We start from the raw sequence: 21,828 nt of genomic DNA on the forward strand, positions 1-21,828 counted from the left end.
GTAGCCTGGGCGCATGACGATCGAGCCCGGGACCTACCGCCACTTCAAGGGCGCCGAGTACGAGGTGATCGGCGTCGCGCGGCACAGCGAGACCGAGGAGGAGCATGTCGTCTACCGCGCGCTCTCCGGCAGCCGTGGGCTGTGGGTGCGACCGATCTCGATGTGGACCGAGCACGTCGACCGCGGCGACTACCACGGCCCTCGCTTCGCCCCGGTGGAGTGACGGCCACCCGCGCCCATTCCCACGGGACTGGCACGATGGGGCGATGTGGATCGGCTGGATCGAGTTCGACCTCCTGCTGGGCGACGTGCGGTCGCTCAAGGAGAAGCGCAGCGTCCTGCGGCCGCTCATCGCCGAGCTGAGTCGCCGCACCGAGGCGGCGGCGGCCGAAGTCGGCGAGCACGATCTGCATCGACGGTCCGTGGTCGGGGTGTCGGTGGTCGCGGCGGGCTCGTCCCACGTCCGCGACGTGCTCGACCGGGCGGAGCGGCTCGTGGCCGACCACCCCGAGCTGACCCTTCTCTCAGCGCATCGCGGACTTCACTCGAGCGACGACTGACCCGCTTCAGCCCGCGATGGCTTCGGCGATCGGCACTCGGCCGTTGCCGAAGCGGATGCTGCGGCCGATCGTCGTGTCGTCGTCGATGGCCGCGGCCACCACGGCCGCGACATCCGCTCTCGTCACCTCTCCCCGCCCGTCCGGGTCGACCTCGATGAGACCGGTCGGCGGATCCAGCGTGAGCGTGCCCGGGGCGAGGATCGTCCACTGGAGCCCGGACTCCTGCAGGTGCGCGTCGGCGGCCCACTTGGCGTCGGCGTACGCGAAGAACGAGTTGTCGCGCGCGACCCCGTGGTCGGCGCGGGAACCGATCCACGAGACCATCAGGTAGCGGGTCACGCCCGCGGCGACGGCGGCGTCCATGGACCTGATCGCGGCATCGCGGTCGACCGCGTAGGTGCGCGCGGCGCTGCCGCCGCCGGCGCCCGCCGACCAGACCACGACGTCATTGCCGCTGACCAGGTTGGTGAGCTGGTCGAGGTCGAAGACCTCGATGTCGGCGACGAGCGGCGTCGCTCCGGTCGCGGCCACGTCTGCCTCGTGCTCGGCGTTGCGGATGACGGCGGTCACCGTGTGCCCCTGCCGGACGAGCAGCGGCTCGAGCAGCAGCGCAACCTTGCCGTGGCCGCCGAAGAGGAGAATGCGGGCCATGGAGGCCTCCTTCCGTCTTTCCGTCCACGCTACGCCGCGGGACCGTCGGCGGGGCGGTTGCGCTGAGAAGTGACGGCGAGAACGATGTCGTTCACTCCTCGAGCCTGCGCACCGTGGCGGCGAGCGCGCTGTGGCGCCGGCCCCACAGCAGGTAGAACGCGAGGACCACGGCGACCCACACCGCGAACCAGGCGTACGTCGACCAGCCCAGCCCGGTGATGAGGTACAGGCACGCAAGGATCGCGAGGACCGGAGTGACGGGGTAGCCCGGCACCCGGAAGGCGCGCGGAAGGTCGGGGTGCGTGCGCCGCAGCACCATGACCCCGACCGACACGACGATGAAGGCCACGAGCGTGCCCATCGAGACCAGGTCCCACAGGCTCGACAGCGGGATGAGTCCCGCGAGGAGTGCGACGGCGATGGCGACGACGATGGTCGAGAAGACCGGGGTGTGCGTGCGCGGATCCACCCGCGCGAACGCCTTCGGGAGCAGACCGTCCCGTCCGATCGAGTACAGGATGCGGGTCTGGCCGAAGAGGGTCACGAGCGTCACGGAGAAGATCGAGATGACGGCACCGGCCGCGAGGACGGTCGCCGGCCACGAGGCGCCGAGCACATCGCCCAGGATCACCGCCAGGCCGGCGCTCTGCTGACCGGGGTCCTCGAAGTCCTGCCACGGCTGTGCGCCGACGGCGGCGACGGCCACGAACAGATACACCGCGACGACGACCGCCAGCGCGATGAGGATCGCCCTCGGGAGCGAGCGCTGCGGATCCCGCACCTCGTCTCCGGCCGTCGAGACGGCGTCCAGACCGATGAAGGTGAAGAAGATCGTGCCGGCGGCAGCAGTGACCCCGGCGGCCCCGTGCGGGGCGAAGTCGGCGAAGTTGTCGGCGTTGAAGGCGGTGATCGCGATGGCGGCGAACATCAGCAGCACGCCGATCTTGATGATGACCATCACCGCGTTGACCGTCGCCGACTCCTTGGTCCCGCGGATCAGCAGGAGCGCGCAGAGGCCCACGAGCACCACGGCAGGAAGGTTGATGACCCCGCCCTCGAGGGGACCGACGGTGAGCGCGGCAGGAAGGCTCCAGCCGAACAGGTCGCCGATGAGGCGATCGAGATAGCCGCTCCAGCCCGACGCCACCGCGGCCGTCGACACGCCGTACTCGAGCATGAGACAGGCCGCGACACCCATCGCGACGATCTCGCCGAGCGTCGCGTACGCGTAGGAGTAAGTCGAGCCCGAGACCGGCACCGCCGACGCCATCTCGGCGTAGCAGACGGCGGAGAGGCCGGCTGCGAGCGCGGCGATCACGAAGGCGAGGATGACGGCGGGCCCCGCGAGGGGAACGGCCTCGTGCATCACGAAGAAGACGCCGGTGCCGATCGTCGCTCCGACACCGAGCATCGCGAGCTGGAACGTCCCGATGCCGCGGGTGAGACCTCCGGGCGCCGCCACCGGTGCGGTGACCGGCTTCCGGCGGAACAGCTCCTGCGCGATTCCCATGCGACGACCTCCCGGCGACGGACTCGTCCGCCGTCGGAGCGGACCCGCCTGCCACCGTACCCGCCTGGCGCCGGTCCCACCCACGCCGTAGCGTGAGCCCCATGTCGCACCTCGACCTCGACACCCTCGCCGCCGCTCTGGACGACCGTGCGCGCACCGACAAGATGAACGGCGTGGTCTCCGTCGACGTCGACGGCTCGCCCTTGTTCGCGCAGGCGTACGGTCTCGCCGACCGGGCGCACGGCATCGCGAACGACGTGGGGATGCGCTTCGGCATGGCCAGCGCGAGCAAGGCGTTCACCGCGCTCGCCGTGATGAGCCTCGTCGAGGACGGCACGCTGCAGCTCGACACGGCGGTGCGCGGCATCCTGGGCGGCGACCTGCCCCTGATCGCCGACGACGTCACGGTGGAGCACCTCCTGTCGCACACTTCGGGGATCGGCGACTACCTCGACGAGGACGCCGACTGGGAGGTCGACGACTACGTGCTCACCGTCCCCCTCAACGAGCTCGCCCAGACCGAGGCGTTCGTCCGGGCCGTCGACGGCTTCCCGCAGAAGTCCGCGCCGGGCGAGCACTTCACGTACAACAACGGCGGCTTCATCGTGCTCGCGATCATCGCCGAGCGCGCGAGCGGGATGCCGTTCCATGACCTCGTGTCGTCGCGCGTGTTCGCTCCCGCCGGCCTCGAGGGCACCGGCTTCCTGCGACTGGACGAACTGCCCGGCGACGCCGCGATCGGCTACGTGTACGAGGATCCGGCGTCGCTGCGCTCCAACGTGCTGCACCTGCCGGTGCGGGGCAACGGCGACGGCGGCGCGTTCACGACCGCCGCCGACCTGAGCCGCCTGTGGCGAGCGCTGGCCGACGGTGCGGTGCTCACCGAGGCGTCCGTGGCCGAGATGTGGCGGCCGCGCCACACGGTCCCCTCGGAGGGCCTCCGGTACGGGCTCGGATTCTGGCTCGACCTCGACGGACCCGGCATCGTGCTGGAGGGCTACGACGCGGGCGTGTCCATCCGCACGCGCTTCGACCCGGAGACGCGCACCACCGTGTCGATCGTGTCCAACACGTCGGAGGGCGCCTGGGGCGTCATCCGCGAATACGCGGACCGCCTCAAGGGCTGACCGCGCGGGTCGAGCGCCCTTGCCGAGCGGTGCGGTGCTGTCAGGCCGCGACCGCGGACCGCTCCCCCACGATGGCCCGGACGGCCGCGCGGCCGGCGCGGTTCGCTCCGACGGTCGACTGCGACGGGCCGTACCCGATCAGGAACAGGCGCGGCTCATCGAGCGAGCGTCCGTCCGCGACGCGGATGCCGCCCTCCGGGGTGCGCAGCCGCAACGGGGCGAGGTGATCGAGCGCCGGCCGGAATCCCGTCGCCCACAGGATCACGTCTGCCTCCACGAGCGTGCCATCGGGCATCCGCACGCCGTCCTCCTCGATCGCGGAGAACATGGGATGCCGCACCAGGACGCCGCGCTCCTCGGCCGCGCGCGCCCACGGTGTCCAGTGCATCCCGGTCACCGAGATCACGCTGCCCGGCGGCAAGCCGCGGCTTACCCGATCCTCGACACCCGCGATGGCGGCGACGCGCGCGGGTACGTCGAAGTCGTCCTCGATCCAGTCCGGTTCGCGTCTGGTCACCCAGTAGGTGTCGGCCACGTGCGAGATCTCATCCAGCAGCTGCACCGCCGAGACCCCGGCGCCGACGATCACCACTCTCCTGCCCGCGAACTCGTCGCGGGAGACGTAGTCGGCGACGTGGAGCTGGCGCCCTCGGAACCGCTCCTGGCCGGGGTAGCGGGGCCAGAAGGGGCGGCTCCAGGTGCCGGTCGCGTTCACCACGTACCGCGCCGCCCACGTGCCTCGGTCCGTCTCGACCACGAGCCGCCCGGCCGGGTCGTCGTCCTCGCGCCGCACCGCGCGCACGCGCACGGGCCTCAGCACGTCGAGCGCGAAGCGGTCTTCGTACTCCGCGAAGTACGTGGGGAGCACCTCGCGACTCGCCGCCCGCGGGTCGGCGGGCGGCACGGGGAACCCGGGAAGCTCGTGGATGCCGTTCACCGTGGCCATCCGCAGCGACTCCCACCGGTGCTGCCACGCGCCGCCGGCTTCGGCGTTCGCGTCCAGCACGACGAAGGTCTCGTCCTCGGCCTGGGCCCGCCCGAGCGGAACGAATCCGCGACGGTGCAGGTGATACGCGGCGGAGAGCCCGGCCTGCCCGGCGCCGATCACGACGACGTCGACGGGTGCGGGCTCCATGGCGAGGACAACAGCGCACGCGCGCTGCCGATTCCCGGCGTCGCTCAGCGGTGGGCGACGGCCCGGGCGATCCGTGCGATCTCGTCCGGACCGACCCGGCAGCACCCGCCGATCAGGCGTGCTCCCCCATCGACCCAGGCGGGCGCGTACTCGTGGACGGGCGCCGGCGCGCCCGACCAGGCGCGCCGTCCGGCGTCCCACTCCTCGCTGCTATTGGGATAGACGACGGCGGGGAGCTCGGTGGCGCCCCGCAGCTCGGCGAGCGCCGGACCCACATCGGCGACGGCGCAGCAGTTCACGCCGAAGGCGATGACTTCGGGCGTGCGGGCGACGACAGCCGCGGCATCCGCGATCGTCTCCCCTGTCCGGAGGCGCCCGGCCGGCCCCACCGTCACGCTCACCCAGGCGGGCACGCCGAGGCCGGACAGCTCGGCGCACACCGCTTCGACCTCGGCCAGCGACGGCAGCGTCTCGACGGCGAGCACATCGGCTCCGGTGGCCGCGAGAGCCCGCAGACGCGGCCGGTGCCAGGCGCGCAGCTCGGCAACGCTCAGGCCGTAGTCGCCGGTGTACTCGCTGCCGTCCGCACGGCTGGCGCCGTAGGGACCGACGGATGCCGCGACCCACGCCTCCGCTTCCGACAGACCGGCATCGGCGCGAGCCTCGCGAGCCACCTCGACGCTGCGCGTGAGCAGTGCGCCCACGTCGTCGCGATCGAGGCCGACGGCGGCGAGTCCTTCGTAGCTGACCTGGTACGACGAGGTGATCGCGATCCGGGCGCCGGCCCGGAAGTACTCGGCGTGCGCCGCCCGGATCTCGGACGGCGCCTGGAGCAGCAGCTGCGCCGACCACAGTGACGAGGTCAGGTCGTGCCCGCGCGCCTCGAGCAGCGTGCCGAGCCCGCCGTCGAGCACGACCGGCCCGGCGGCGAGCGCATCGGCGAACCCGGTCATGCGCGTCCGATCAGTTGAGGCTGCGCGTCGAGGACGGGATCACGCCGTCGCGGTACAGGTCGGCCGCGACATCCTGCAGCGCGGTCAGCGCGACGCGCTGCGTCATCGGACCGTACGAGATGCGGGCGACCCCGAGCGCTTCGTACTCGGCGGCGCTGAGTGCTCCGGGAAGCCCGATCACGCTGACCTTGCGCTCGCCGATCCCCTCGACCAGCGCGCGCGTCGTGTCGGCGTCGAGGATGCCCGGCACGAACACCAGGTCGGCACCCGCGCCGAGGTACGCCCGCCCGCGCTCGATCGCGTCGGCGATCGATTCCTGCAGCGGGCGATCGCCGCCACGCACGATCGCGTCGGTGCGCGCGTTCAGCACGAAGGGCACGCCTTCGGCCGCTCCGGCGGCGATGATCGCCTCGACCGCGGCGACGGAGTCCGCGAGCGGCTGGAGCCGGTCCTCGACGTTCGCGCCGACCACGCCCTTGCCGATCGCACGACGGATGGTCTCGCCGGGGTTGCCGTGTCCGGCGTCGAGATCGGCCGACACCGGCAGGTCGCCGGCCGCCTCGACGATGCGCCCCAGCATGTCGAGCGCGACGTCGAGGGGGATCTCGCCGTCCCGGTAGCCGTAGCTGGCGGCGATCGAGTGACCCGCGGTGGCGATCGCGCGGGTCTCGGGCAGTGCGGCGATGGTCTTGGTGGAGACGGCGTCCCACACGTTCACGACGCGGAGGATCTCGGGCGCGGCATGCAGACGCGCGAGGGACTGGGCTTTGTCGACCTGAGTGCTCATGCGTCCACGCTAACGGCGCAGCGACGGGTGCGGGCCCGTCGTCACCGGTCGATCACGCGACGTTCCCGTCGAGGTACCACCAGCGTTCGCCGCGGTGCACGAACCTGCTCCGCTCCTCCAGCACGCCGCGTTCCCGCCCGGACCTCCACTCCGCCCGGAACTCCACGACGCCGCGCGGGTCGCCCGGGCCGCCCGCCTCCACCGCGACGATCTGGAGCCCCGTCCAGCGCTGCGAGGGATCCAGCTCGAGGTCGTCGGGCCGCGTGCCGGGGTGCCAGGTGTCGGAGAGGTAGCGGCTGTCACCGACGACGAACGCCGTGTAGCGCGACCGCATCAGGCGCTCGGCCGAGGGGGCGGGAGCGCCCTGCAGCAGCGGGCCGCAGCATCCGTCGTACCTCCCGCCACTGCCGCACGGGCAGGGGTCTGTGGGGCGGACGCGCGGGAAGCCGGGCTTCGGGGTGTCGCGGGAGGCGGCGGCGCCGAACGACACGTCAGCCTCCCGCCTTCGCCGCACAGTCGACGCAGCGGGTCGCGGTCGGACGCGCGAGGAGTCGTTCGATCGGGATGCCCCGGCCGCAGTCCGCGCAGATGCCGTCGGCCCCCGCGGCCCGGCGATCGACGGCGCCGTCGATCTCATCGAGTTCGCGCGCGACCCCCGCGCGCAGGCCGGCCAGACGGGCCCACTCGGACGACAGCGTGACGCCTTCCGGATCGTGCTCGTCGTCGGCGACGTCGGCACCGCGGTCGGAGCGCAGCTGCCTCATCGAGTCGTCCAGAGCGCTCAGACGTGCGACGGCGTCGGCATGGAGAGCGCTGAGCTGCGCGTCGCGCTCGTCGGGAGCGGGGTGGGAGACCATCGGTTCGAGCGTACGCGGGCCGCACCGCGATGGGGTGTCAGGGCCGGACCTCGACGGTGAAGGTGACGTCCTCGGTCGCGGCGTCGCTGTCGGACAGCACGACGGTCGTCGTCCCCTCCGCCAGCGCCTTCACCCCGGGGTTGTAGACGGCCCCGTACGACTCCCTGCCGGCGACGAACTCGGCGATCGCCGGGTCGGCGACCTCGCCCTCGTAGCTCGTGACGTCGAGGTCGCCCGTGTCGATGTTGAGAGCCTGACCCACGACGAGTTCGACCGTCTCACCCTGGAGGGATCCGACGTCTCGCGTGATCGGCGCGATCACCGGGCCGGCGGGCGACGTGCAGGCACCCAGCCCGAGGATCGCCGCTGCCAGCCCCGCGGCCACGAGGAGCTTCCCGATCTTCATGAGGTCATGATCTCAGTCGCCGGAGCCGTGGTCCATGGGCTCTCCGAACGCTGTCGAACAAAGCTGATTCCCAGGTCGAAGTGGGATTCTGAGGATGTCTCCACGACGTCGGCCGCCCCGGTGACGGCCCGGTCCGACACCGCGGGCACCGGCGGGCGCGACGCCCGGCGGGGCCCCGCCTCGTGCCCACCCCCAGGGGCACAAGGGGCGGCCTCTTCGAGTCGCCCAGAGCCGGCGGTCATGGGCCCCCACTCGACCGCCGGCTCCTCCCCACCCGGCCGTTCGAGCGGGTGCAGCGCGCGCGCCGGACCGGCATGTGGATAAGTCGGCAGACCCCGATCCCATCGCGGATACCGTGGTGGCGTGACTTCGCGAACGGCCTCGCTGACCCTCGCGGTGGCCGTTCTCGTGGCGGCCCTCGTCGGCTGCAGCCCCATCCCCGTCCCCTCGAGCGAGCCGACCCCGGGATTCTCGAGCGAGGCCGAGGCATTCGCCGCGGCGGAAGAGACGTACCGCGCCTACGTCGATGCGCTCAACCGGGTGGACCTGAGCGATCCCCAGACGTTCGAGGACGTGTACGCGTGGACCACGGGTGAGCTAAACGCTTCCGATCGCAAAGGTCTGACCAGTTATCACGCAGACGGCGCATCAGTGAGTGGCTCGTCATCCGTACAGCTCGTCGAGTTGGACACAGAGAATGACGACGGGGTGACACTCGCCGTCTGTCTCGACGTCTCTGCGATCGAGGTTCTCAGTTCATCTGGTGAGTCCTTGGTCGATGACGACCGGACCGCGGTGCAAAGCTTGTCCGTCGAGCTCGCCCCCGACGACACATCGCCAACAGGTCTTCTCGTCCAATCGATCGGTCCGCGGGCTGGAACTCCAACGTGCACGTCCTAGCGGTTGCGGTTCTGGCTCTGCTATCTGTCGGCGGCTCGCCGGTCGTACACACGGATGTGTGTGAGGACGTCGGCACTTGGACCTCCACATGCGACGCAACCAACTCCGGCTCCCAGGTCGATGTCTCCGCCGGCGCCACGCGCCCCGGCTCGAAGCCGCCGGTCGCAAGCGACGGCTCGCTCCCCCGACCGTCGCAGCCCGTGCCCGAGCCGGCTCCGCCCGCGCGGGAGGAGTGCGGGCCGCTCGGCTGCCGCGAGGGCTACGAGGTGGCAGGGCTCCCCGACGTCACGCTGGCCGATCTCGCGTCGTTCCGGCCCGCCGCACCGTCCCTCTCGGGCGAACCCGCCGGCTTCGGCGTGCAGGGGATGCCGACCAACATCGTGGCCGCGGCATCCGAGCAGCGCCTGCCGGGAACGGTGCTCGACTGGGACGTGACGGTGCGCTTCACCCCCGCCTCGTTCCTCTTCGAGTACGGCGACGGGTCCTCCGCCAGCGCGCCGAACGGCGGGGCGAGTTGGGCGCAGCTCGGTCAGGCGCAGTTCACGCCGACGGCCACCAGCCACGTGTATCGCGAACGCGGCACCTACGCGGTCGCGGTCTCGGTGCAGTACGCCGCGTCCGTCGACTTCGGCAACGGGTACTGGCGGCCGGTCGACGGGTTCGTGACCGCCACGAGCGCCGGCTACGACGTCCGGGTCGTCGAGGTGCGCACGGCGCTCGTCGACGAGACGTGTCGGGAGAACCCCTCCGGCCCGGGCTGCTGACCCGTCAGCGCGCGGCGGTGCGGGGCACCATCACCAGGTCGCGCAGACGCTGAAGGACCCGGACCGCGAAGCGCAGCGGCATCCCGATCACCATCGCGACCGCGCCCGCGAAGGTGCGGTCCAGGGGTCCCAGGACGGACTTCCGCTCCCACGCATCGCGGAGAGCCCCTCCCCGGCGTGCGAGCGGCGACTTGGGCTCGAGTGTGCCCCCGCGCCTCTCCGCCACGAGCTCCGCGGTGCAGGTCGTCCAGTCGTCGTCGGCGGCGTCGTGGAAGTAGTTGTCGTCGAGCCACGCGGCATCCGGATGCCGGAATCGGCGCGCGACGACGTCCTGTTCGCCCGAGAGCAATCCGGCGTCCGCCATCACCTCGTTGATCAGCTCGGGCGCCACGCCGAAGGTGTCGAGCGCGATCACCGGGATCCCCCGTGCGATGGCCTCGATCGCGGCGGTGGAGCTCACCGTCACGAGGCCTTCGGCCCGATCGAGCGCCCGGTGCATCGAGGCGGTCGAGGTGACGAGGTTCGGCGGGAGGGGGCCGAGGCTCGCGAGCAGGTCGGGGTAGGCGTCGCGCTCGGCGTGCGTCTGCTGCTCGCCGCGCTCCGCTCGGAGCTTGACCACCACGCGGCGCGACGGGTCGGCGTCGGCGGTGCGCACGAGCAGCCGGGCGATCCGCATGCGATCGGGGCGGTCGGCGGGCACCTTCGCCTGCGGCGCGAAGATCAGATCCGTCCCCTTCGGGGTCTGCGAGAGCTCGGCACCTCCTCGCGCGAACGGGAGGGTCGCGAGGGCGAACCGCTGGGGCATCCCGCGCTCCACCGACAGGGCCGCGAAGTCCCGGCACTCCCGATGAGAGTGGAGGACGAACAGGTCGGCCTGGGCGCGGTAGGCGATCGCCTTGCGCGTCGCCGGGATCGAGATGCCGGGCAGCCCGGCGACGATCACGGGTCGCGGGCTGAGCGTCGCCACCTCGCGCGCCAGGACGCGCACGAGCGGACCGCGGCCCGCGAGCACCACGACGTCGGCGCCGAGCGTCGACAGCCGTGGCGTGAGCGCGTCCCACCCGACGCGCGACACGCGATCACTCGGCAGATCGCTCCCGCTCAGTGCGGCGTCCAGCTGCGGGTCGCTGACGACCAGTGGCGTCTCGACGACGAGGATCGAGGCATCCCATCCCGCGTCCAGCGTGCCGAGCAGCGCCGCCGCCCACTTGACGTAGGAGTCGGTGTCGGCGAGGGCTACGATGCGGCGCGGCGCCGTCACGCCGGGACGCGGCGCAGCTTCGCCATCGGCGCGAGCTCGCCCGGGTAGACGCGCTTCACGCCGTCGCCGAGCGACGCCTCGATCACGCGGATGTCGCGCACCAGGTGCTGCAGGCCCGCGGGCTCGAGCGACGCGGCGTGGTCCGAGCCCCACATCGTGCGGTCGAGCGTGATGTGGCGCTCGACCGCGACGGCGCCGAGGGCCACCGCGGCGAGGGAGATCTGCAGTCCGCGCTCGTGGCCCGAGTACCCCACCGGCACGCCGGGGAAGCGCTCCCGCAGGGCGGGGATCATCCGCAGGTTCGCCTCGTTCGGCTCCATCGGATACGTCGAAGTGGCGTGCATGAGCAGCAGGCGCTCGGTGCCCACCACGTCGATGGCGGCGTCGATCTGCTCGATCGTCGACATGCCGGTGGAGAGGATGATCGTCTTTCCGGTGTCGCGCAGCGCGCTCAGCAGCCCGTGATCGGTGAGCGACGCGGACGCCACCTTGTGAGCCGTCACGCCGAGGTCCTCGAGGAACGCGACGCTGGGCTCGTCCCACGGCGACGCGAACCACTCGAGGCCACGCAGGAGCGCGTGGTCCGAGATCTCGATGTACTGCTCGCGGTCGAACTCGATGCGACGGCGGTAGTTCAGGTACGTCAGCCGGCCCCACGGGGTGTCGCGCGGGATGTCGCGCATGTGCTCGGGGGTGGCGAGCTCGGGCGTGCGCTTCTGGAACTTCACGGCGTCGGCTCCGGCGTCGGCCGCGACGTCGATGAGCCGTTTCGCGAACTCGACGTCGCCGTTGTGGTTGAGGCCGATCTCGGCGATGACGTAGGCGGGTCGACCGCCTCCGATCACGCGCGATCCGATGGTGACGGTCATGGTGCCTCCTGTGCGGCGGTGAGGGGATCAGCGGATGCCGCGGCGCGGCCGGCAAGCACGCGCTCGGCGAGGTCGCGCACCGCGCCGGCGCCGCCGGGGCGGTCCAGCACGATGCGGGCGGCGGAGAGGACGAGCGGATGGGCGTCGGGCACGGCGATCGGCCAGCCGACGAGGTCGAGGCAGCCCAGGTCGTTGACGTCGTTGCCGAGATACGCGATGCGGGCCAGCGGGATGCCGCGCTCCGCCGCCCATGTCCGGAGGGCCTGTGCCTTGTCGGCGACGTCCTGCACGACCTCGACGCGGAGCTTCCGCGCCCGCGCGCCGACCACGGGGTTTGCCTCCGTCGAGAGGATGAGCACGGGGATGCCGGCCTCGCGCAGCCGCGCGACACCCATCCCGTCGGACCGGCTGACCGTGACGGCCTCCCCGCCGTGCTGGTCGACACGCACGGAGTCGTCGGTGTGGACGCCGTCGAAGTCTGTGACGACCGCATCGACGTCGATCGCCGTCGGGGTGTCGATGAGGGGCGCGAGCGCTCGGGCGATCGCGAGCTGCGCCACCGTGTCGATCTCGATCGCGGTGCGCTCCGCCACTTCGGCGATGCCGATGCTGCCGAAGAACCGGTGACCCGCGGCACGGAACCCCGCCGCGCGCATCACGTAGAACGCGCCGGTCTCGAGGTAGTGCGGCTCGCGATCCTGGCGACGGGGACGGAGGTCGGCGTCGTGGTTGATCGCGGTCGCGGCCGATCGGGACGCCTTCGCCCACAGGAAGCCGTAGGTCTCCACCGCCGAGAACACGCTGTCCCGGCGCCGGGAGCGCACGAGGTGCACGGCCTCGTCGAGCGCCGACACGTCGATGAAGGGCGACGTCGCCTGGAGGAAGACCACCACCCCGGTGTCGACCCGCCGTTCCTCGAGAACCTCGAGAGCGTGGAGGAGCGCTGTCTCCGACGTGGCCTCGTCCCCGGCGAGCGACGCGGGCCGCTCGACGACCTCGGCACCCCACTCGCCCGCAACGGCCGCGATGTCGGCGTCGTCGGTCGTGACGACCACCCGGTCGATCGACGGGCACCGACGCGCGGCCTCGATGGCCCGGGCGATGAGAGGGATGCCGCCGACCCGGCGCAGGTTCTTGCGCGGAACGCCTTTGGATCCTCCCCGGGCGGGGATGATCGCGACGACCTCGCTCATGCCGCCGGCTCCGGCACGGTCGCGGCCCCGCGGCCGATGCGAAGCGTCGAGCCCGTCCCGGCGAGCACGAGCGGAAGTGTGGTCGTCGTGCTGGATGCCAGGGTCCGGATGTCGAGCGCGCGGCCGGCTCCGGCCAGCACCAGCTCGACGGGGAGGCTCGTCTCGCGGATCGTGAGCCCCGGCACGGCGGCGACGGCAGCGAGCTGGTCCGCGGTCTCGCGGCGGTGCGGCAGATAGACCGCGGGGCCCGGGGCCGCGGCATCCGTCACCCACGCGACGTAGTCGCCGAGCGGCATCCGGCCGTCGACGGGCTGAGCGCTCCCCAGCACGATGCGGCCACCGAGCTCGGGCGCGGCGGGCGCCGCATCGCGGGTCCAGTCGAAGCCGTGACGCCGGATGCCGAACCCGCGGTCGCGGAGGGCGTCGGCGCGCTCGTGTCCGAGATCGAAGGCGGTGAAGAAGTCCGCGCGGCCGGCGGCTGCTCGTCGCAGCACCGTCTCATGCGCGAAGGGGGCCACCCGCGTCGTCAGACCGCGCTCCTCGATGCCCGGACGCGCATAGGGCCGCCGTCCGAGCAGCGCGTCGGCGTAGGCGATCACGTGCGCTCCGTCGTCGAGGAACGTGATGCGGTGTGGCCGGAGAAGCGATGCGGCCAGCCGGAACTGTCCGGAGAACCCGTCGCCGACCAGCCAGTGACCGTGGCGTGACAGGAGCGAGAACGGGATCCCGAGGTAGGGCTCGAGCGCCCCGAACCGCGCGCCGCGGGAGAGCAGCTCGTCGGCGGTGGCGGACATCTGCGGTGTGAGCCGGCCGGCCACCGGCACTGTGGTGGCGTGCGCATCCGCCCACTCGGCAGCACCGAGCAGCTGCAGGGGCGATTCGACCCATGCGAGAACGTCCGTCCGAGCCATGCCACCCCCCTGTCCATACCGGTCCGACCACGGTGATGGGTCGGGGTGAACGAGGTGGCGACCTGCGGGCGACCGGCACCCGACCGTCAGGTGAACGACCGGGGCGGCCGCGATCACGCCACAGGCCTTCCCCCGACCGACCGCCGTCCGCCAGGGTGGAGGCATGGCACGCGTGACGGCAGACATCTCGATCTCGGCGGACGGATACTCCACCGGCCCGAACCAGCGCGAGGACGCCCCGTTCGGCGATGGTGTGGACGAGGCGTTCCACGACTGGATGTTCGTCCACGGCGACGAGAACGAGGAGGAGGTGGCGGGGATCCTCGCCGCGCGCGCCTACATCATGGGCCGCAACATGTTCGGCCCGGTCCGCGGCGAGTGGACCGGCGACTGGAAGGGGTGGTGGGGCCCCGGGCCGCCGTACCACGCACCGGTCTTCGTCCTCACGCATCACGCCCGTGAACCGCTCGCGATGGAGGGCGGCACGACGTTCTTCTTCGTGACCGACGGACCCGAGGCCGCCCTCGCCCGGGCGCGCGCCGCGGCGGGTGACGCCGACGTGGCGATCGCGGGCGGCGCCGACACCATCAACCAGTACCTCGCGCTCGGGCTGCTCGACGAGCTGCGGCTGCACGTCGCCCCGCTCACTCTCGGGTTCGGCGGGCGCACCGACATCGTGCGCGTCTTCGACGGCGTTCCGCCGCGGCGCCTCGTCCCGGTTCGAGTCCGGCCGACCGCCCACGTCACGCACATCACCTACGAGCTCACCTGAGGCGCCGGGGTGAGGCATCCGCTCCTCCCCCGCGCGTCGGCACCGCGTGCCAGGATGATGCGGTGACCGACCGCCTGATGCTGCTCGACTCCGCCTCGCTGTACTTCCGCGCGTTCTACGGGGTGCCTGACACGGTCCGGGCGCCCGACGGCACACCGGTGAACGCCGTGCGCGGCTTCCTCGACATCATCACGAAGCTCGTGACGACGTACCGCCCCACGCACCTGGTGGCGTGCTGGGACGACGACTGGCGGCCGCAGTGGCGCGTCGACCTCATTCCCACCTACAAGACCCACCGCGTCGCCGAGGTGGTCGCGAGCGGTCCCGACGTCGAGGTCGTGCCGGATCCGCTCGAGGTGCAGGTCCCGGTGATCCGCGAGGCGCTCCAGATCCTCGGCATCCGGATCGTCGGCGTGGCCGAGCACGAGGCCGACGACGTGATCGGCACACTCGCCACCGACGCGGGCCTGCCGGTCGACATCGTCACCGGCGACCGCGATCTCTTCCAGCTCGTCGACGACGCCCACGACGTCCGCGTGGTCTACACGGCACGCGGCATGAGCAATCTCGAGGTCGTCACCGAGGCCACTGTCGTGACCAAGTACGGTGTGCTGCCGAGCCAGTACGCGGACTTCGCCACGCTGCGCGGCGACTCGTCGGACGGGCTGCCCGGAGTGGCCGGCATCGGCGACAAGACCGCGGCCACGCTCCTCGCCGCGCACGGCGACCTTCCCGGGATCCTGGCGGCCGCCGAGGCGGGTGAGGGCATGTCTGCCGGGGTGCGCGCCAAGCTCGCGGCCGGCGGCGGCTACCTCGCCGTCGCCCCGAAGGTCGTCGCGGTGGTGCGAGACCTTCCGATCCCCGCGGTCGACTCGCGTCTTCGTCCGCTCGACCAGCGAGCAAAGGCGGATGCCGCGGCCCTCGCCGAGCGATGGGCCCTGGGCGCCGCCATGACGAGGATCGTCGACACCCTCGACCGGATCGACACGGCCGACATCGCCTGAGGAGTCAGCGCGTCGCGCGGGCGGATGCCGCCACCGCCGCCAGCAGCGCGACGCAGTACACGACGGCCAGCACCAGCATGAGGACGAGTGCGGCGGTCCACCCTCCGGTCGCCTCGAGAAGGCCGCCCATCAGCGGCGCACCGAGCGCCCCGATGGTGTAGCCGCCGCCCTGGATGAGCGCCGACATGCCCGCCGCCTCGGAATCGCTGCGGGCGACGGCCACGAGCGCCGAGAAGATCACGACGAACCCGCCCGCGTGCCCGATCGCGCCGACCGCCAGCCACACCCACAGCAGCTCTGGCGCGAACACGAGGCCGGTCGTCACGGTGAGCCACGACGCGCAGATCACGAGCGGCGTCACGATCCGCGGGGTGAAGCGCAGCAGCAGCGGCACGAGGAAGGCGCCGAGAATGCCGACACCCTGGTAGACCGACGCGATCGCGCCGGCTGCGGCCGCATCGAGCCCCAGCTCGTCGGCGGCGAAGGTCGGCAGCCACGTCGAGAGCGCGTAGTAGATGAGGCACTGCAGGCCGAAGGCGGCCAGGAGAAGCCAGACCACCGGACGCCCGAGCAGTGACCGATCGCGGGCGACGACGGGCAGCGGTCCGGTCAGCGCCGCCGGGTCGACGCCTGTCGCTGTGGGGCGGGCTGTGACCGGCTGCGCGCCCGAGTACCGGTCGCCGGCGTCCGCGCCCGCGCGCCGCGCGCGCCGGAGGTGGACGGTCCACAGCACGATGCCGGCGACGGTGATGAGCGACCAGGTCAGCAGCGCGGCCGGCCACCCGATCAGCGCCGCGATCGGCGCCGTCAGGAGCGAGGTGAGGAGCGAGCCGGCGTTGAGCGTCGCCGCGTACGCCGCCGTCACCAGGGCCACACGATCGGGCGCCACGTCGCGGCGGATGATGACGGGGATCACGACGTTGCCGATCGTGATCGAGGCTCCGATGATCACCATGCCCGTCAGCATCCAGCCGAATCCGGGAAGAGCCCGCACGAGCGTGCCGATCAGCACGCCGCTCAGCGAGATGAGCAGGGCCAGCTCCGCGCCGGCGCGGCGGATCACGAGTGCGGCGACCGGCGTCAGGACCGCGAACATCAGCACGGGCGCGGTGGTCAGCAGTCCCGCGGTGGCCGAGCCGATGCCGAAGTCATCCTCGATCTGCGTGAGCACCGGGGTCGTCGCCACGATCGGGCCACGCAGGCTCAGTGCGGCGACCATCACGCCGGCGATCACGAGCCACGGGAGTCCTCGTCGCGCATGAGCGGCGAGGTCGGGGGTCACTTCAGCGAGTCTATTGGGGCACCGCGAGCCCGAGCCCGACCGCGATGACTCCCCTGGCCCACACGTAGTGGTTGCCGCCGCACTCCCAGACGAACTCCCCGAGCGGGGAGCCCTGCGTCCAGACGAAGGCTGTCGGGTCGGCCAGCTCCTCGTCGGTGTGGAGGGCGACCACCGCCTGCAGGGATTCGTGGGAGGCGCGCAGCAGCGTCATCAGCTCGGCGAGGTTCGTGGCCTGCCACTGCTGCCGGAGGGCTTCGTTCAGCTCCGCGAGCCGGCTCCAGGTATAGCCGTCTGCGGGGATGGCGGGCGAACCACCGGCCGTGCCGTCGGCGTACCACTTCTCGAGCAGGATGTGCCACGCGTGCAGGTGGGCGACGACATCGCGCACCGTGCGGTCACGCGCGCCGCCGGCGAACTCCGCGTCGAGCCGCTCGGCCGGGAGGGCGTCGATCAGCCTCAGCAGCTCGGCGAACTCCGCGTCGTTGCGATCGGTCAGATCGGTGCGGGTGAAGTTCACGACGCCACCGTAGTCCCGTCGCCCGACATCAGCGGTCCCGTGAGGTCCACTCGCGCAGCCGGTCGAGCGGCCAGGTCGTCACGATCCGCTCGGCGGGCACGCCGGCCCGCTCGGCGCGCGCAGCGCCGTGGTCGATGAGGGAGAGCTGACCGGGCGCATGCGCGTCCGAGTCGATCGAGAAGAGGCATCCGCTCTCCAGCGCGAGCGCGATGAGCTCGTCGGGCGGGTCCTGGCGCTCCGGCCGCGAGTTGATCTCGACCGCGACGCCGTGCGACGCGCAGGCCTCGAAGACCGCCTTCGCGTCGAACGTGGACTGCGGACGCGTGCCGCGCGAGCCCTCCACGAGCCGACCGGTGACGTGGCCGAGCACATCCACGTGCCGGCTCGACGCCGCCGCGACCAGACGCCGCGTCATCGGGCCGCGCTCCATGCGCAGCTTCGAGTGCGCCGAGGCCACCACGACATCCAGTTCGTCCAGCAGCCCGGGCTCCTGGTCCAGTGCGCCGTCGTCGAGGATGTCGACCTCGATGCCCGAGAGCAGGGTGAACCCGCCGCCGCTCATGCCGGCCACCACCTCGAGCTGCTCCCGCAGCCGCTCGGGCGACAGGCCGTTCGCGACGCGCAGGCGGGGCGAGTGGTCGGTGAGCGCCAGGTACTCGTGTCCGAGGGCGCGCGCCGCCTCGACCATGAGCTCGATCGGGGTGAGCCCGTCGGACCAGTCGCTGTGCGAGTGGAGGTCGCCGCGCAGCAGACCACGCAGGTCCGAGGCCACCTGCACGCCCGCGCGCTGCCGGAGGTCGGCCAGGTACGCCGGCACTCCGCCGGCCAGGGCCTCCTGGATCACGCCGAAGGTGGAGTCGCCGATGCCCTTGCGACGGCGAAGGGATGCGGCATCCCCCAGCTGCTCGTCGGTCAGGTGCTCGATCGCGTCGGCCGCCGCGCGGAACGCCTTCGACTTGTAGCGCGACGAGCGCTCCCGCTCGAGCAGGGTGGCGATCTCGGTGAGGGCCTCGTGGGGATTCATCGGTTCAGGCGAACGCCGCTGGGGCCGATCGTCAAGGGGCGACGGGCGCTCGCTTCACCACGACCGGAACGCTCGCCAGGCGATGGATCGCCCAGCCGAACAGAATCGCCAGCACGCCCATGCCCGCGGCGAAGAGGGCGACGCCGTACGCGACGACCGACGTGAACAGCGACGCGCGCAGGAACGACGCCTGCATGACCGTGGCCCGCACCGGATCGTCCTGCGGGAGTTCGGCGTACGTCTTGCCGCCGGACGCCTCGAGGGCGTGCTTGTTGATGACCTCGGCCTGGACGTAGGCCGTGACCGGGCCGGTGACCTGCTGACCCTGGAAGGCCGCCGCATCGTCCGGGATGGTGATGTTCTCGGCCGTGAGCTGGGTCGTGACGCCGATCCACGCGATGATTCCGACCACGATCAGCAGGACGCCTCCGATGATCCCGAGGATGCCCACGGCCTTCACGAGTCCCACCTGCTTGGCCGGCGGCTCGATCGTGTCGGCGGTGGCGAGGGGTTCCTGGGTCATGGCGTCCTCCTGAGGGTGGCGGCGTACTGATGCCACGCTAGCCCCGCGCCCGGCTGCTCGGGAAGAGACCGCGCCGCAGACGCACGTTCCGGGGCATGCCGTCAGGCCGCGAGCTCGCGCGTGACTCCGACCCACCGCTCGAGAGTGGCCTCGGCGGCACCGCTGTCGATCGCCTCGGCCGCGGAGTCGCGGGCCTCGGCGAGCCGCTGGAGCATGGGGCGCTGCACCTCGGTGGCGTCGCGGAAGAGCCGGTACGCGACGATGCCGGCGGCGGCGTTCAGCAGCACGATGTCGCGGACGGGCCCGCTGTCGCCGGCCAGCACCCGTCGCACCACCTCGGCGTTGTGCGCCGGGTCGCCGCCGAGCAGGTCGTCGATGTCGGCCAGCGGGATGCCGAGGTCGCGCGGGTCGAGGTCGTGCTCGTGGATGTCGCCGCGGCTCACCTCCCACAGCCTGCTGTGGCCGGTCGTCGTCAGCTCGTCGAGGCCGTCGTCGCCGCGGAACACCAGCGCCGTGGCCCCGCGCGTGCGGAAGACGCCCGTGATGAGCGGCACGCGGTCGAGGTGCGCGACGCCGACGGCGTTGGCCTCGGCTCGCGCAGGGTTGCAGAGCGGGCCCAGGAAGTTGAACACCGTCGGCACTCCGAGCTCGCTGCGAGTGGGGCCCGCATGGCGGAATCCGGGGTGGAACGCCGAGGCGAAGGCGAACGTGATGCCCGCGCGCGACAGCGTCTCGGCGACCTGCTCGGGGCTGATCGTGAGATCGATCCCGAGTGCGGCCAGCACGTCCGACGAGCCCGAGGCCGAACTGGCCGCCTTGTTGCCGTGCTTGACGACGGGGACTCCGGATGCCGCGGCCACCAGCGCCGACATCGTCGAGACGTTCACCGTGCCGAAGCGATCGCCCCCGGTGCCGACGATGTCGAGCACCGCCGGGTCGACGGGCAGCGGCAACGCGGCCTCGAGGATGGCGTCTCGGAACCCGACGATCTCGTCGACCGTCTCCCCCTTCGCGCGCAGCGCGACGAGGAATCCGCCCAGCTGGGACGGCGTCGCCGCGCCCGACATGATCTGCCGCATCGCCCACGTCGACTCCGAGACGCTGAGGTCGCGTCGCTCGAGAAGTGTCGTGAGGATGCCCGGCCAGGTGTACAGCTCCGCCATAACGCAGAAGCCTAGCCTCGCGGCCGATATCGCAACCGTTTCGTGACACGGCATGCCAGCCCGGGCGGTTCTGCGTCCTCATCCCGTCTTCACGGCGGACTCGCGGTGTTCTCTTAGGTTGGCCTAAGTTCCGGTCGGGCCAAGTACATGCCGCCCGATGCGAGATTCGCGTCCCAGGATCGGCCATAATGGGGAATGTGACGACCTCCTCAGCGACCTACGCCCAGGCCATGCGGTCCGTCAAGCGGCCGGATCCGGTCGCCGTCGGCACCATCGTCTGGCTCGGCAGCGAGGTGATGTTCTTCGCGGGCCTCTTCGCGATCTACTTCACCCTCCGCAGCACCTCGCCCGACCTGTGGGCGCAAGAGACCCAGCTGCTCAACATCCCGTACGCGACCGTCAACACGATCATCCTCGTGCTGTCCTCGGTCACGTGCCAGATGGGCGTCTTCGCCGCCGAGCGCTTCCAGCCCTACTCGACGAAGAAGCGCGGGTGGCTCGGCTGGGGCATGGTCGAGTGGTTCTGGCTGACGTTCGCACTCGGCGCGATCTTCGTGTCCGGCCAGGTCTGGGAGTACGCGCAGCTCGTCGCAGAGGGAATGCCCATCAGCGCGAACTCCTACGCGTCGGCCTTCTACCTGACGACCGGGTTCCACGCCCTCCACGTCACCGGCGGCCTCATCGCGTTCCTCCTCGTGATCGGCCGCGCGTACGCCGTCAAGAACTTCGGGCGCAAAGAGATGACGTCCTCGATCGTGGTGTCGTACTACTGGCACTTCGTCGACGTCGTCTGGATCGCCCTGTTCCTCGTCATCTACTTCCTGAAATAAGAGCGGAGCTGATTCCCGACATGGCACGTGAGACCTCGCGCCGCTCGAAAGGCCGTCGCAGCCCTTGGGCCGCAACCGCACTCATCGGCATCGGCCTTCTGATCACCGGCGGCGTGTACGCCGGTGCCTCGGCGGCCGTAGCCGCCACGACGACCGAGTCGTCGGTCACGACCGCAGCCACGGTCGAAGACGGCAAGAAGCTCTTCCAGGCGAACTGCGCCACCTGCCACGGACTCGACGTCCAGGGCACGAACGACGGACCGTCGCTGTACGGCGTCGGCGAACTCGCGGTGCACTTCCAGATGAGCACCGGCCGGATGCCGCTGCAGATGCAGGGCCCGCAGGCTCCGCAGAAGCCCGCGCAGTTCACCGATGAGCAGATCGCCGCCGTGGGCGCCTACATCCAGAGCATCGCCCCCGGCCCCAGCTTCCCCGACGAGGAAGTGCTCGACGGCGAGGGCATCGCGGCGGAGGGCGGCGAGCTCTTCCGCATCAACTGCGCCATGTGCCACAACGTCGCCGGCGCCGGCGGTGCGCTGACCGAGGGCAAGTACGCCCCTGCGCTCTACGACACGAGCCCGCTCAACATGTACGCGGCGATGGTGACGGGCCCGCAGAACATGCCGGTCTTCAACGACATGACGCTGACGACCGAGGACAAGCGCAACATCATCACGTACCTGCTCTATCTGCAGGAGCACGAGTCCCCGGGTGGGTTCACCCTCGGCTCGCTCGGCCCCGTCTCCGAGGGCCTCTTCATCTGGATCTTCGGGATCGGTTCGCTGATCGCCCTCACCGTGTGGATCACGGCGAAATCCAACTGAACGAA

At 71.6% G+C, this 21,828-nt stretch carries 26 protein-coding genes; 9 read left to right on the forward strand and 17 right to left on the reverse strand.

Annotated features, from left to right (window positions below; translation table 11 throughout):
• Positions 1-13: 13 nt before the first annotated feature.
• A complete protein-coding gene (locus tag SOM19_RS10650) occupies positions 14-223 on the forward strand; it encodes a DUF1653 domain-containing protein (protein ID WP_320486489.1) in 210 nt (69 codons plus the stop codon).
• 43 nt (positions 224-266) lie between these two features.
• Positions 267-560, forward strand: coding sequence for a DUF503 domain-containing protein (locus SOM19_RS10655; RefSeq protein WP_320486490.1), 294 nt, complete (start codon positions 267-269; stop codon positions 558-560).
• A 6-nt stretch (positions 561-566) separates the two neighbouring features.
• On the opposite strand, the gene SOM19_RS10660 is transcribed toward SOM19_RS10655, so the two are convergent.
• Together SOM19_RS10660 and SOM19_RS10665 are read right to left on the reverse strand one after the other, a co-directional pair.
• Positions 567-1,211 (reverse strand): NAD(P)H-binding protein, encoded by a 645-nt coding sequence (locus SOM19_RS10660; RefSeq protein ID WP_320486491.1) that lies wholly within the window; start codon positions 1,209-1,211, stop codon positions 567-569.
• A gap of 91 nt (positions 1,212-1,302) precedes the next feature.
• A complete protein-coding gene (locus tag SOM19_RS10665; RefSeq protein WP_320486492.1) occupies positions 1,303-2,721 on the reverse strand; it encodes an APC family permease in 1,419 nt (472 codons plus the stop codon).
• Between the two features lie 101 nt (positions 2,722-2,822).
• Here SOM19_RS10665 and SOM19_RS10670 point away from each other — a divergent pair, with 101 nt between their 5' ends.
• Complete coding sequence (locus SOM19_RS10670) at positions 2,823-3,848, forward strand: serine hydrolase domain-containing protein (protein ID WP_320486493.1); 1,026 nt, start codon at positions 2,823-2,825, stop codon at positions 3,846-3,848.
• Positions 3,849-3,888: 40 nt separating this feature from the next.
• Here SOM19_RS10670 and SOM19_RS10675 read toward each other — a convergent pair whose 3' ends face one another.
• From SOM19_RS10675 to SOM19_RS10700, 6 genes are read right to left on the reverse strand one after another with little or no spacing between them, the layout of a single operon-like run.
• Positions 3,889-4,983: an NAD(P)-binding domain-containing protein gene (locus SOM19_RS10675; protein WP_320486494.1), complete on the reverse strand. Its 1,095-nt coding sequence runs from the start codon at positions 4,981-4,983 to the stop codon at positions 3,889-3,891.
• 44 nt (positions 4,984-5,027) lie between these two features.
• Positions 5,028-5,936, reverse strand: a complete 909-nt coding sequence (gene mmuM, locus SOM19_RS10680) for a homocysteine S-methyltransferase (protein ID WP_320486495.1) — start codon at positions 5,934-5,936, stop codon at positions 5,028-5,030.
• 10 nt (positions 5,937-5,946) lie between these two features.
• Entirely contained in the window at positions 5,947-6,723 is a 777-nt protein-coding gene (locus SOM19_RS10685) for an isocitrate lyase/PEP mutase family protein (RefSeq protein ID WP_320486496.1), read from the reverse strand.
• Between the two features lie 52 nt (positions 6,724-6,775).
• Positions 6,776-7,213 (reverse strand): YchJ family protein, encoded by a 438-nt coding sequence (locus SOM19_RS10690; protein WP_320486497.1) that lies wholly within the window; start codon positions 7,211-7,213, stop codon positions 6,776-6,778.
• A gap of 1 nt (position 7,214) precedes the next feature.
• Positions 7,215-7,580 carry a TraR/DksA family transcriptional regulator gene (locus tag SOM19_RS10695; protein ID WP_320486498.1) on the reverse strand — a complete coding sequence of 122 codons (366 nt, stop codon included), beginning with the start codon at positions 7,578-7,580 and terminating at the stop codon, positions 7,215-7,217.
• A 37-nt stretch (positions 7,581-7,617) separates the two neighbouring features.
• Positions 7,618-7,986: a hypothetical protein gene (locus SOM19_RS10700; protein ID WP_320486499.1), complete on the reverse strand. Its 369-nt coding sequence runs from the start codon at positions 7,984-7,986 to the stop codon at positions 7,618-7,620.
• A gap of 363 nt (positions 7,987-8,349) precedes the next feature.
• Here SOM19_RS10700 and SOM19_RS10705 point away from each other — a divergent pair, with 363 nt between their 5' ends.
• Entirely contained in the window at positions 8,350-8,886 is a 537-nt protein-coding gene (locus tag SOM19_RS10705) for a hypothetical protein (RefSeq protein ID WP_320486500.1), read from the forward strand.
• Positions 8,887-9,086: 200 nt separating this feature from the next.
• The gene (locus SOM19_RS10710; protein ID WP_320486501.1) at positions 9,087-9,650 is read left to right on the forward strand and encodes a hypothetical protein; all 564 of its coding nucleotides are present in this window, start codon (positions 9,087-9,089) and stop codon (positions 9,648-9,650) included.
• A gap of 4 nt (positions 9,651-9,654) precedes the next feature.
• Here the strand turns inward: SOM19_RS10710 and SOM19_RS10715 are convergent, their stop codons facing one another.
• The 4 genes from SOM19_RS10715 to SOM19_RS10730 are packed head-to-tail and all read right to left on the reverse strand — an operon-like array spanning position 9,655 to position 13,884.
• Complete coding sequence (locus tag SOM19_RS10715; RefSeq protein ID WP_320486502.1) at positions 9,655-10,911, reverse strand: DUF6716 putative glycosyltransferase; 1,257 nt, start codon at positions 10,909-10,911, stop codon at positions 9,655-9,657.
• Positions 10,908-11,780, reverse strand: coding sequence for an N-acetylneuraminate synthase family protein (locus tag SOM19_RS10720; RefSeq protein WP_320486503.1), 873 nt, complete (start codon positions 11,778-11,780; stop codon positions 10,908-10,910). The genes SOM19_RS10715 and SOM19_RS10720 overlap by 4 nt, the downstream gene beginning before the upstream one ends.
• A complete protein-coding gene (locus tag SOM19_RS10725; RefSeq protein WP_320486504.1) occupies positions 11,777-12,973 on the reverse strand; it encodes an acylneuraminate cytidylyltransferase in 1,197 nt (398 codons plus the stop codon). Before SOM19_RS10725 ends, SOM19_RS10720 begins: the two co-directional genes overlap by 4 nt.
• Positions 12,970-13,884, reverse strand: a complete 915-nt coding sequence (locus SOM19_RS10730) for a hypothetical protein (RefSeq protein ID WP_320486505.1) — start codon at positions 13,882-13,884, stop codon at positions 12,970-12,972. The genes SOM19_RS10725 and SOM19_RS10730 overlap by 4 nt, the downstream gene beginning before the upstream one ends.
• A 163-nt stretch (positions 13,885-14,047) precedes the next feature.
• Here SOM19_RS10730 and SOM19_RS10735 point away from each other — a divergent pair, with 163 nt between their 5' ends.
• A complete protein-coding gene (locus SOM19_RS10735; protein WP_320486506.1) occupies positions 14,048-14,656 on the forward strand; it encodes a dihydrofolate reductase family protein in 609 nt (202 codons plus the stop codon).
• A gap of 62 nt (positions 14,657-14,718) precedes the next feature.
• The gene (locus SOM19_RS10740) at positions 14,719-15,660 is read left to right on the forward strand and encodes a 5'-3' exonuclease (protein ID WP_320486507.1); all 942 of its coding nucleotides are present in this window, start codon (positions 14,719-14,721) and stop codon (positions 15,658-15,660) included.
• Positions 15,661-15,664: 4 nt separating this feature from the next.
• Here the strand turns inward: SOM19_RS10740 and SOM19_RS10745 are convergent, their stop codons facing one another.
• From SOM19_RS10745 to trpD, 5 genes are all read right to left on the reverse strand, one after another.
• A complete protein-coding gene (locus SOM19_RS10745) occupies positions 15,665-16,942 on the reverse strand; it encodes an MFS transporter (RefSeq protein ID WP_320486508.1) in 1,278 nt (425 codons plus the stop codon).
• A gap of 10 nt (positions 16,943-16,952) precedes the next feature.
• Positions 16,953-17,459, reverse strand: a complete 507-nt coding sequence (locus tag SOM19_RS10750; RefSeq protein ID WP_320486509.1) for a ClbS/DfsB family four-helix bundle protein — start codon at positions 17,457-17,459, stop codon at positions 16,953-16,955.
• A 28-nt stretch (positions 17,460-17,487) separates the two neighbouring features.
• Positions 17,488-18,483 (reverse strand): PHP domain-containing protein, encoded by a 996-nt coding sequence (locus SOM19_RS10755; protein ID WP_320486510.1) that lies wholly within the window; start codon positions 18,481-18,483, stop codon positions 17,488-17,490.
• Between the two features lie 31 nt (positions 18,484-18,514).
• Positions 18,515-19,006 carry an aromatic ring-opening dioxygenase LigA gene (locus tag SOM19_RS10760; RefSeq protein ID WP_320486511.1) on the reverse strand — a complete coding sequence of 164 codons (492 nt, stop codon included), beginning with the start codon at positions 19,004-19,006 and terminating at the stop codon, positions 18,515-18,517.
• A gap of 101 nt (positions 19,007-19,107) precedes the next feature.
• The gene (gene trpD, locus SOM19_RS10765) at positions 19,108-20,169 is read right to left on the reverse strand and encodes an anthranilate phosphoribosyltransferase (RefSeq protein ID WP_320486512.1); all 1,062 of its coding nucleotides are present in this window, start codon (positions 20,167-20,169) and stop codon (positions 19,108-19,110) included.
• A gap of 188 nt (positions 20,170-20,357) precedes the next feature.
• Between trpD and ctaE the strand changes: the two genes are divergently transcribed.
• Both ctaE and qcrC read left to right on the forward strand, forming a co-directional pair.
• Complete coding sequence (gene ctaE, locus SOM19_RS10770) at positions 20,358-20,999, forward strand: aa3-type cytochrome oxidase subunit III (protein WP_320486513.1); 642 nt, start codon at positions 20,358-20,360, stop codon at positions 20,997-20,999.
• A 20-nt stretch (positions 21,000-21,019) separates the two neighbouring features.
• Complete coding sequence (gene qcrC / locus SOM19_RS10775) at positions 21,020-21,823, forward strand: cytochrome bc1 complex diheme cytochrome c subunit (RefSeq protein WP_320486514.1); 804 nt, start codon at positions 21,020-21,022, stop codon at positions 21,821-21,823.
• Positions 21,824-21,828 lie beyond the last annotated feature (5 nt).

This window comes from Microbacterium sp. CFBP9034 (assembly GCF_034045255.1).
In the GTDB taxonomy this organism is placed as follows: domain Bacteria; phylum Actinomycetota; class Actinomycetes; order Actinomycetales; family Microbacteriaceae; genus Microbacterium.

Coding starts and splice junctions, on each gene's coding strand:
- SOM19_RS10655 (WP_320486490.1), top strand. CDS start 267: ATGTGGATCGGCTGGATCGAGTTCGACCTCCTGCTGGGCGACGTGCGG.
- SOM19_RS10670 (WP_320486493.1), top strand. CDS start 2,823: ATGTCGCACCTCGACCTCGACACCCTCGCCGCCGCTCTGGACGACCGT.
- SOM19_RS10700 (WP_320486499.1), bottom strand. CDS start 7,986: ATGAAGATCGGGAAGCTCCTCGTGGCCGCGGGGCTGGCAGCGGCGATC.
- SOM19_RS10695 (WP_320486498.1), bottom strand. CDS start 7,580: ATGGTCTCCCACCCCGCTCCCGACGAGCGCGACGCGCAGCTCAGCGCT.
- SOM19_RS10660 (WP_320486491.1), bottom strand. CDS start 1,211: ATGGCCCGCATTCTCCTCTTCGGCGGCCACGGCAAGGTTGCGCTGCTG.
- SOM19_RS10755 (WP_320486510.1), bottom strand. CDS start 18,483: ATGAATCCCCACGAGGCCCTCACCGAGATCGCCACCCTGCTCGAGCGG.
- SOM19_RS10725 (WP_320486504.1), bottom strand. CDS start 12,973: ATGAGCGAGGTCGTCGCGATCATCCCCGCCCGGGGAGGATCCAAAGGC.
- SOM19_RS10735 (WP_320486506.1), top strand. CDS start 14,048: ATGGCACGCGTGACGGCAGACATCTCGATCTCGGCGGACGGATACTCC.
- trpD (WP_320486512.1), bottom strand. CDS start 20,169: ATGGCGGAGCTGTACACCTGGCCGGGCATCCTCACGACACTTCTCGAG.
- SOM19_RS10650 (WP_320486489.1), top strand. CDS start 14: ATGACGATCGAGCCCGGGACCTACCGCCACTTCAAGGGCGCCGAGTAC.
- SOM19_RS10720 (WP_320486503.1), bottom strand. CDS start 11,780: ATGACCGTCACCATCGGATCGCGCGTGATCGGAGGCGGTCGACCCGCC.
- qcrC (WP_320486514.1), top strand. CDS start 21,020: ATGGCACGTGAGACCTCGCGCCGCTCGAAAGGCCGTCGCAGCCCTTGG.
- SOM19_RS10685 (WP_320486496.1), bottom strand. CDS start 6,723: ATGAGCACTCAGGTCGACAAAGCCCAGTCCCTCGCGCGTCTGCATGCC.
- ctaE (WP_320486513.1), top strand. CDS start 20,358: ATGGGGAATGTGACGACCTCCTCAGCGACCTACGCCCAGGCCATGCGG.
- SOM19_RS10675 (WP_320486494.1), bottom strand. CDS start 4,983: ATGGAGCCCGCACCCGTCGACGTCGTCGTGATCGGCGCCGGGCAGGCC.
- SOM19_RS10760 (WP_320486511.1), bottom strand. CDS start 19,006: ATGACCCAGGAACCCCTCGCCACCGCCGACACGATCGAGCCGCCGGCC.
- SOM19_RS10730 (WP_320486505.1), bottom strand. CDS start 13,884: ATGGCTCGGACGGACGTTCTCGCATGGGTCGAATCGCCCCTGCAGCTG.
- SOM19_RS10665 (WP_320486492.1), bottom strand. CDS start 2,721: ATGGGAATCGCGCAGGAGCTGTTCCGCCGGAAGCCGGTCACCGCACCG.
- mmuM (WP_320486495.1), bottom strand. CDS start 5,936: ATGACCGGGTTCGCCGATGCGCTCGCCGCCGGGCCGGTCGTGCTCGAC.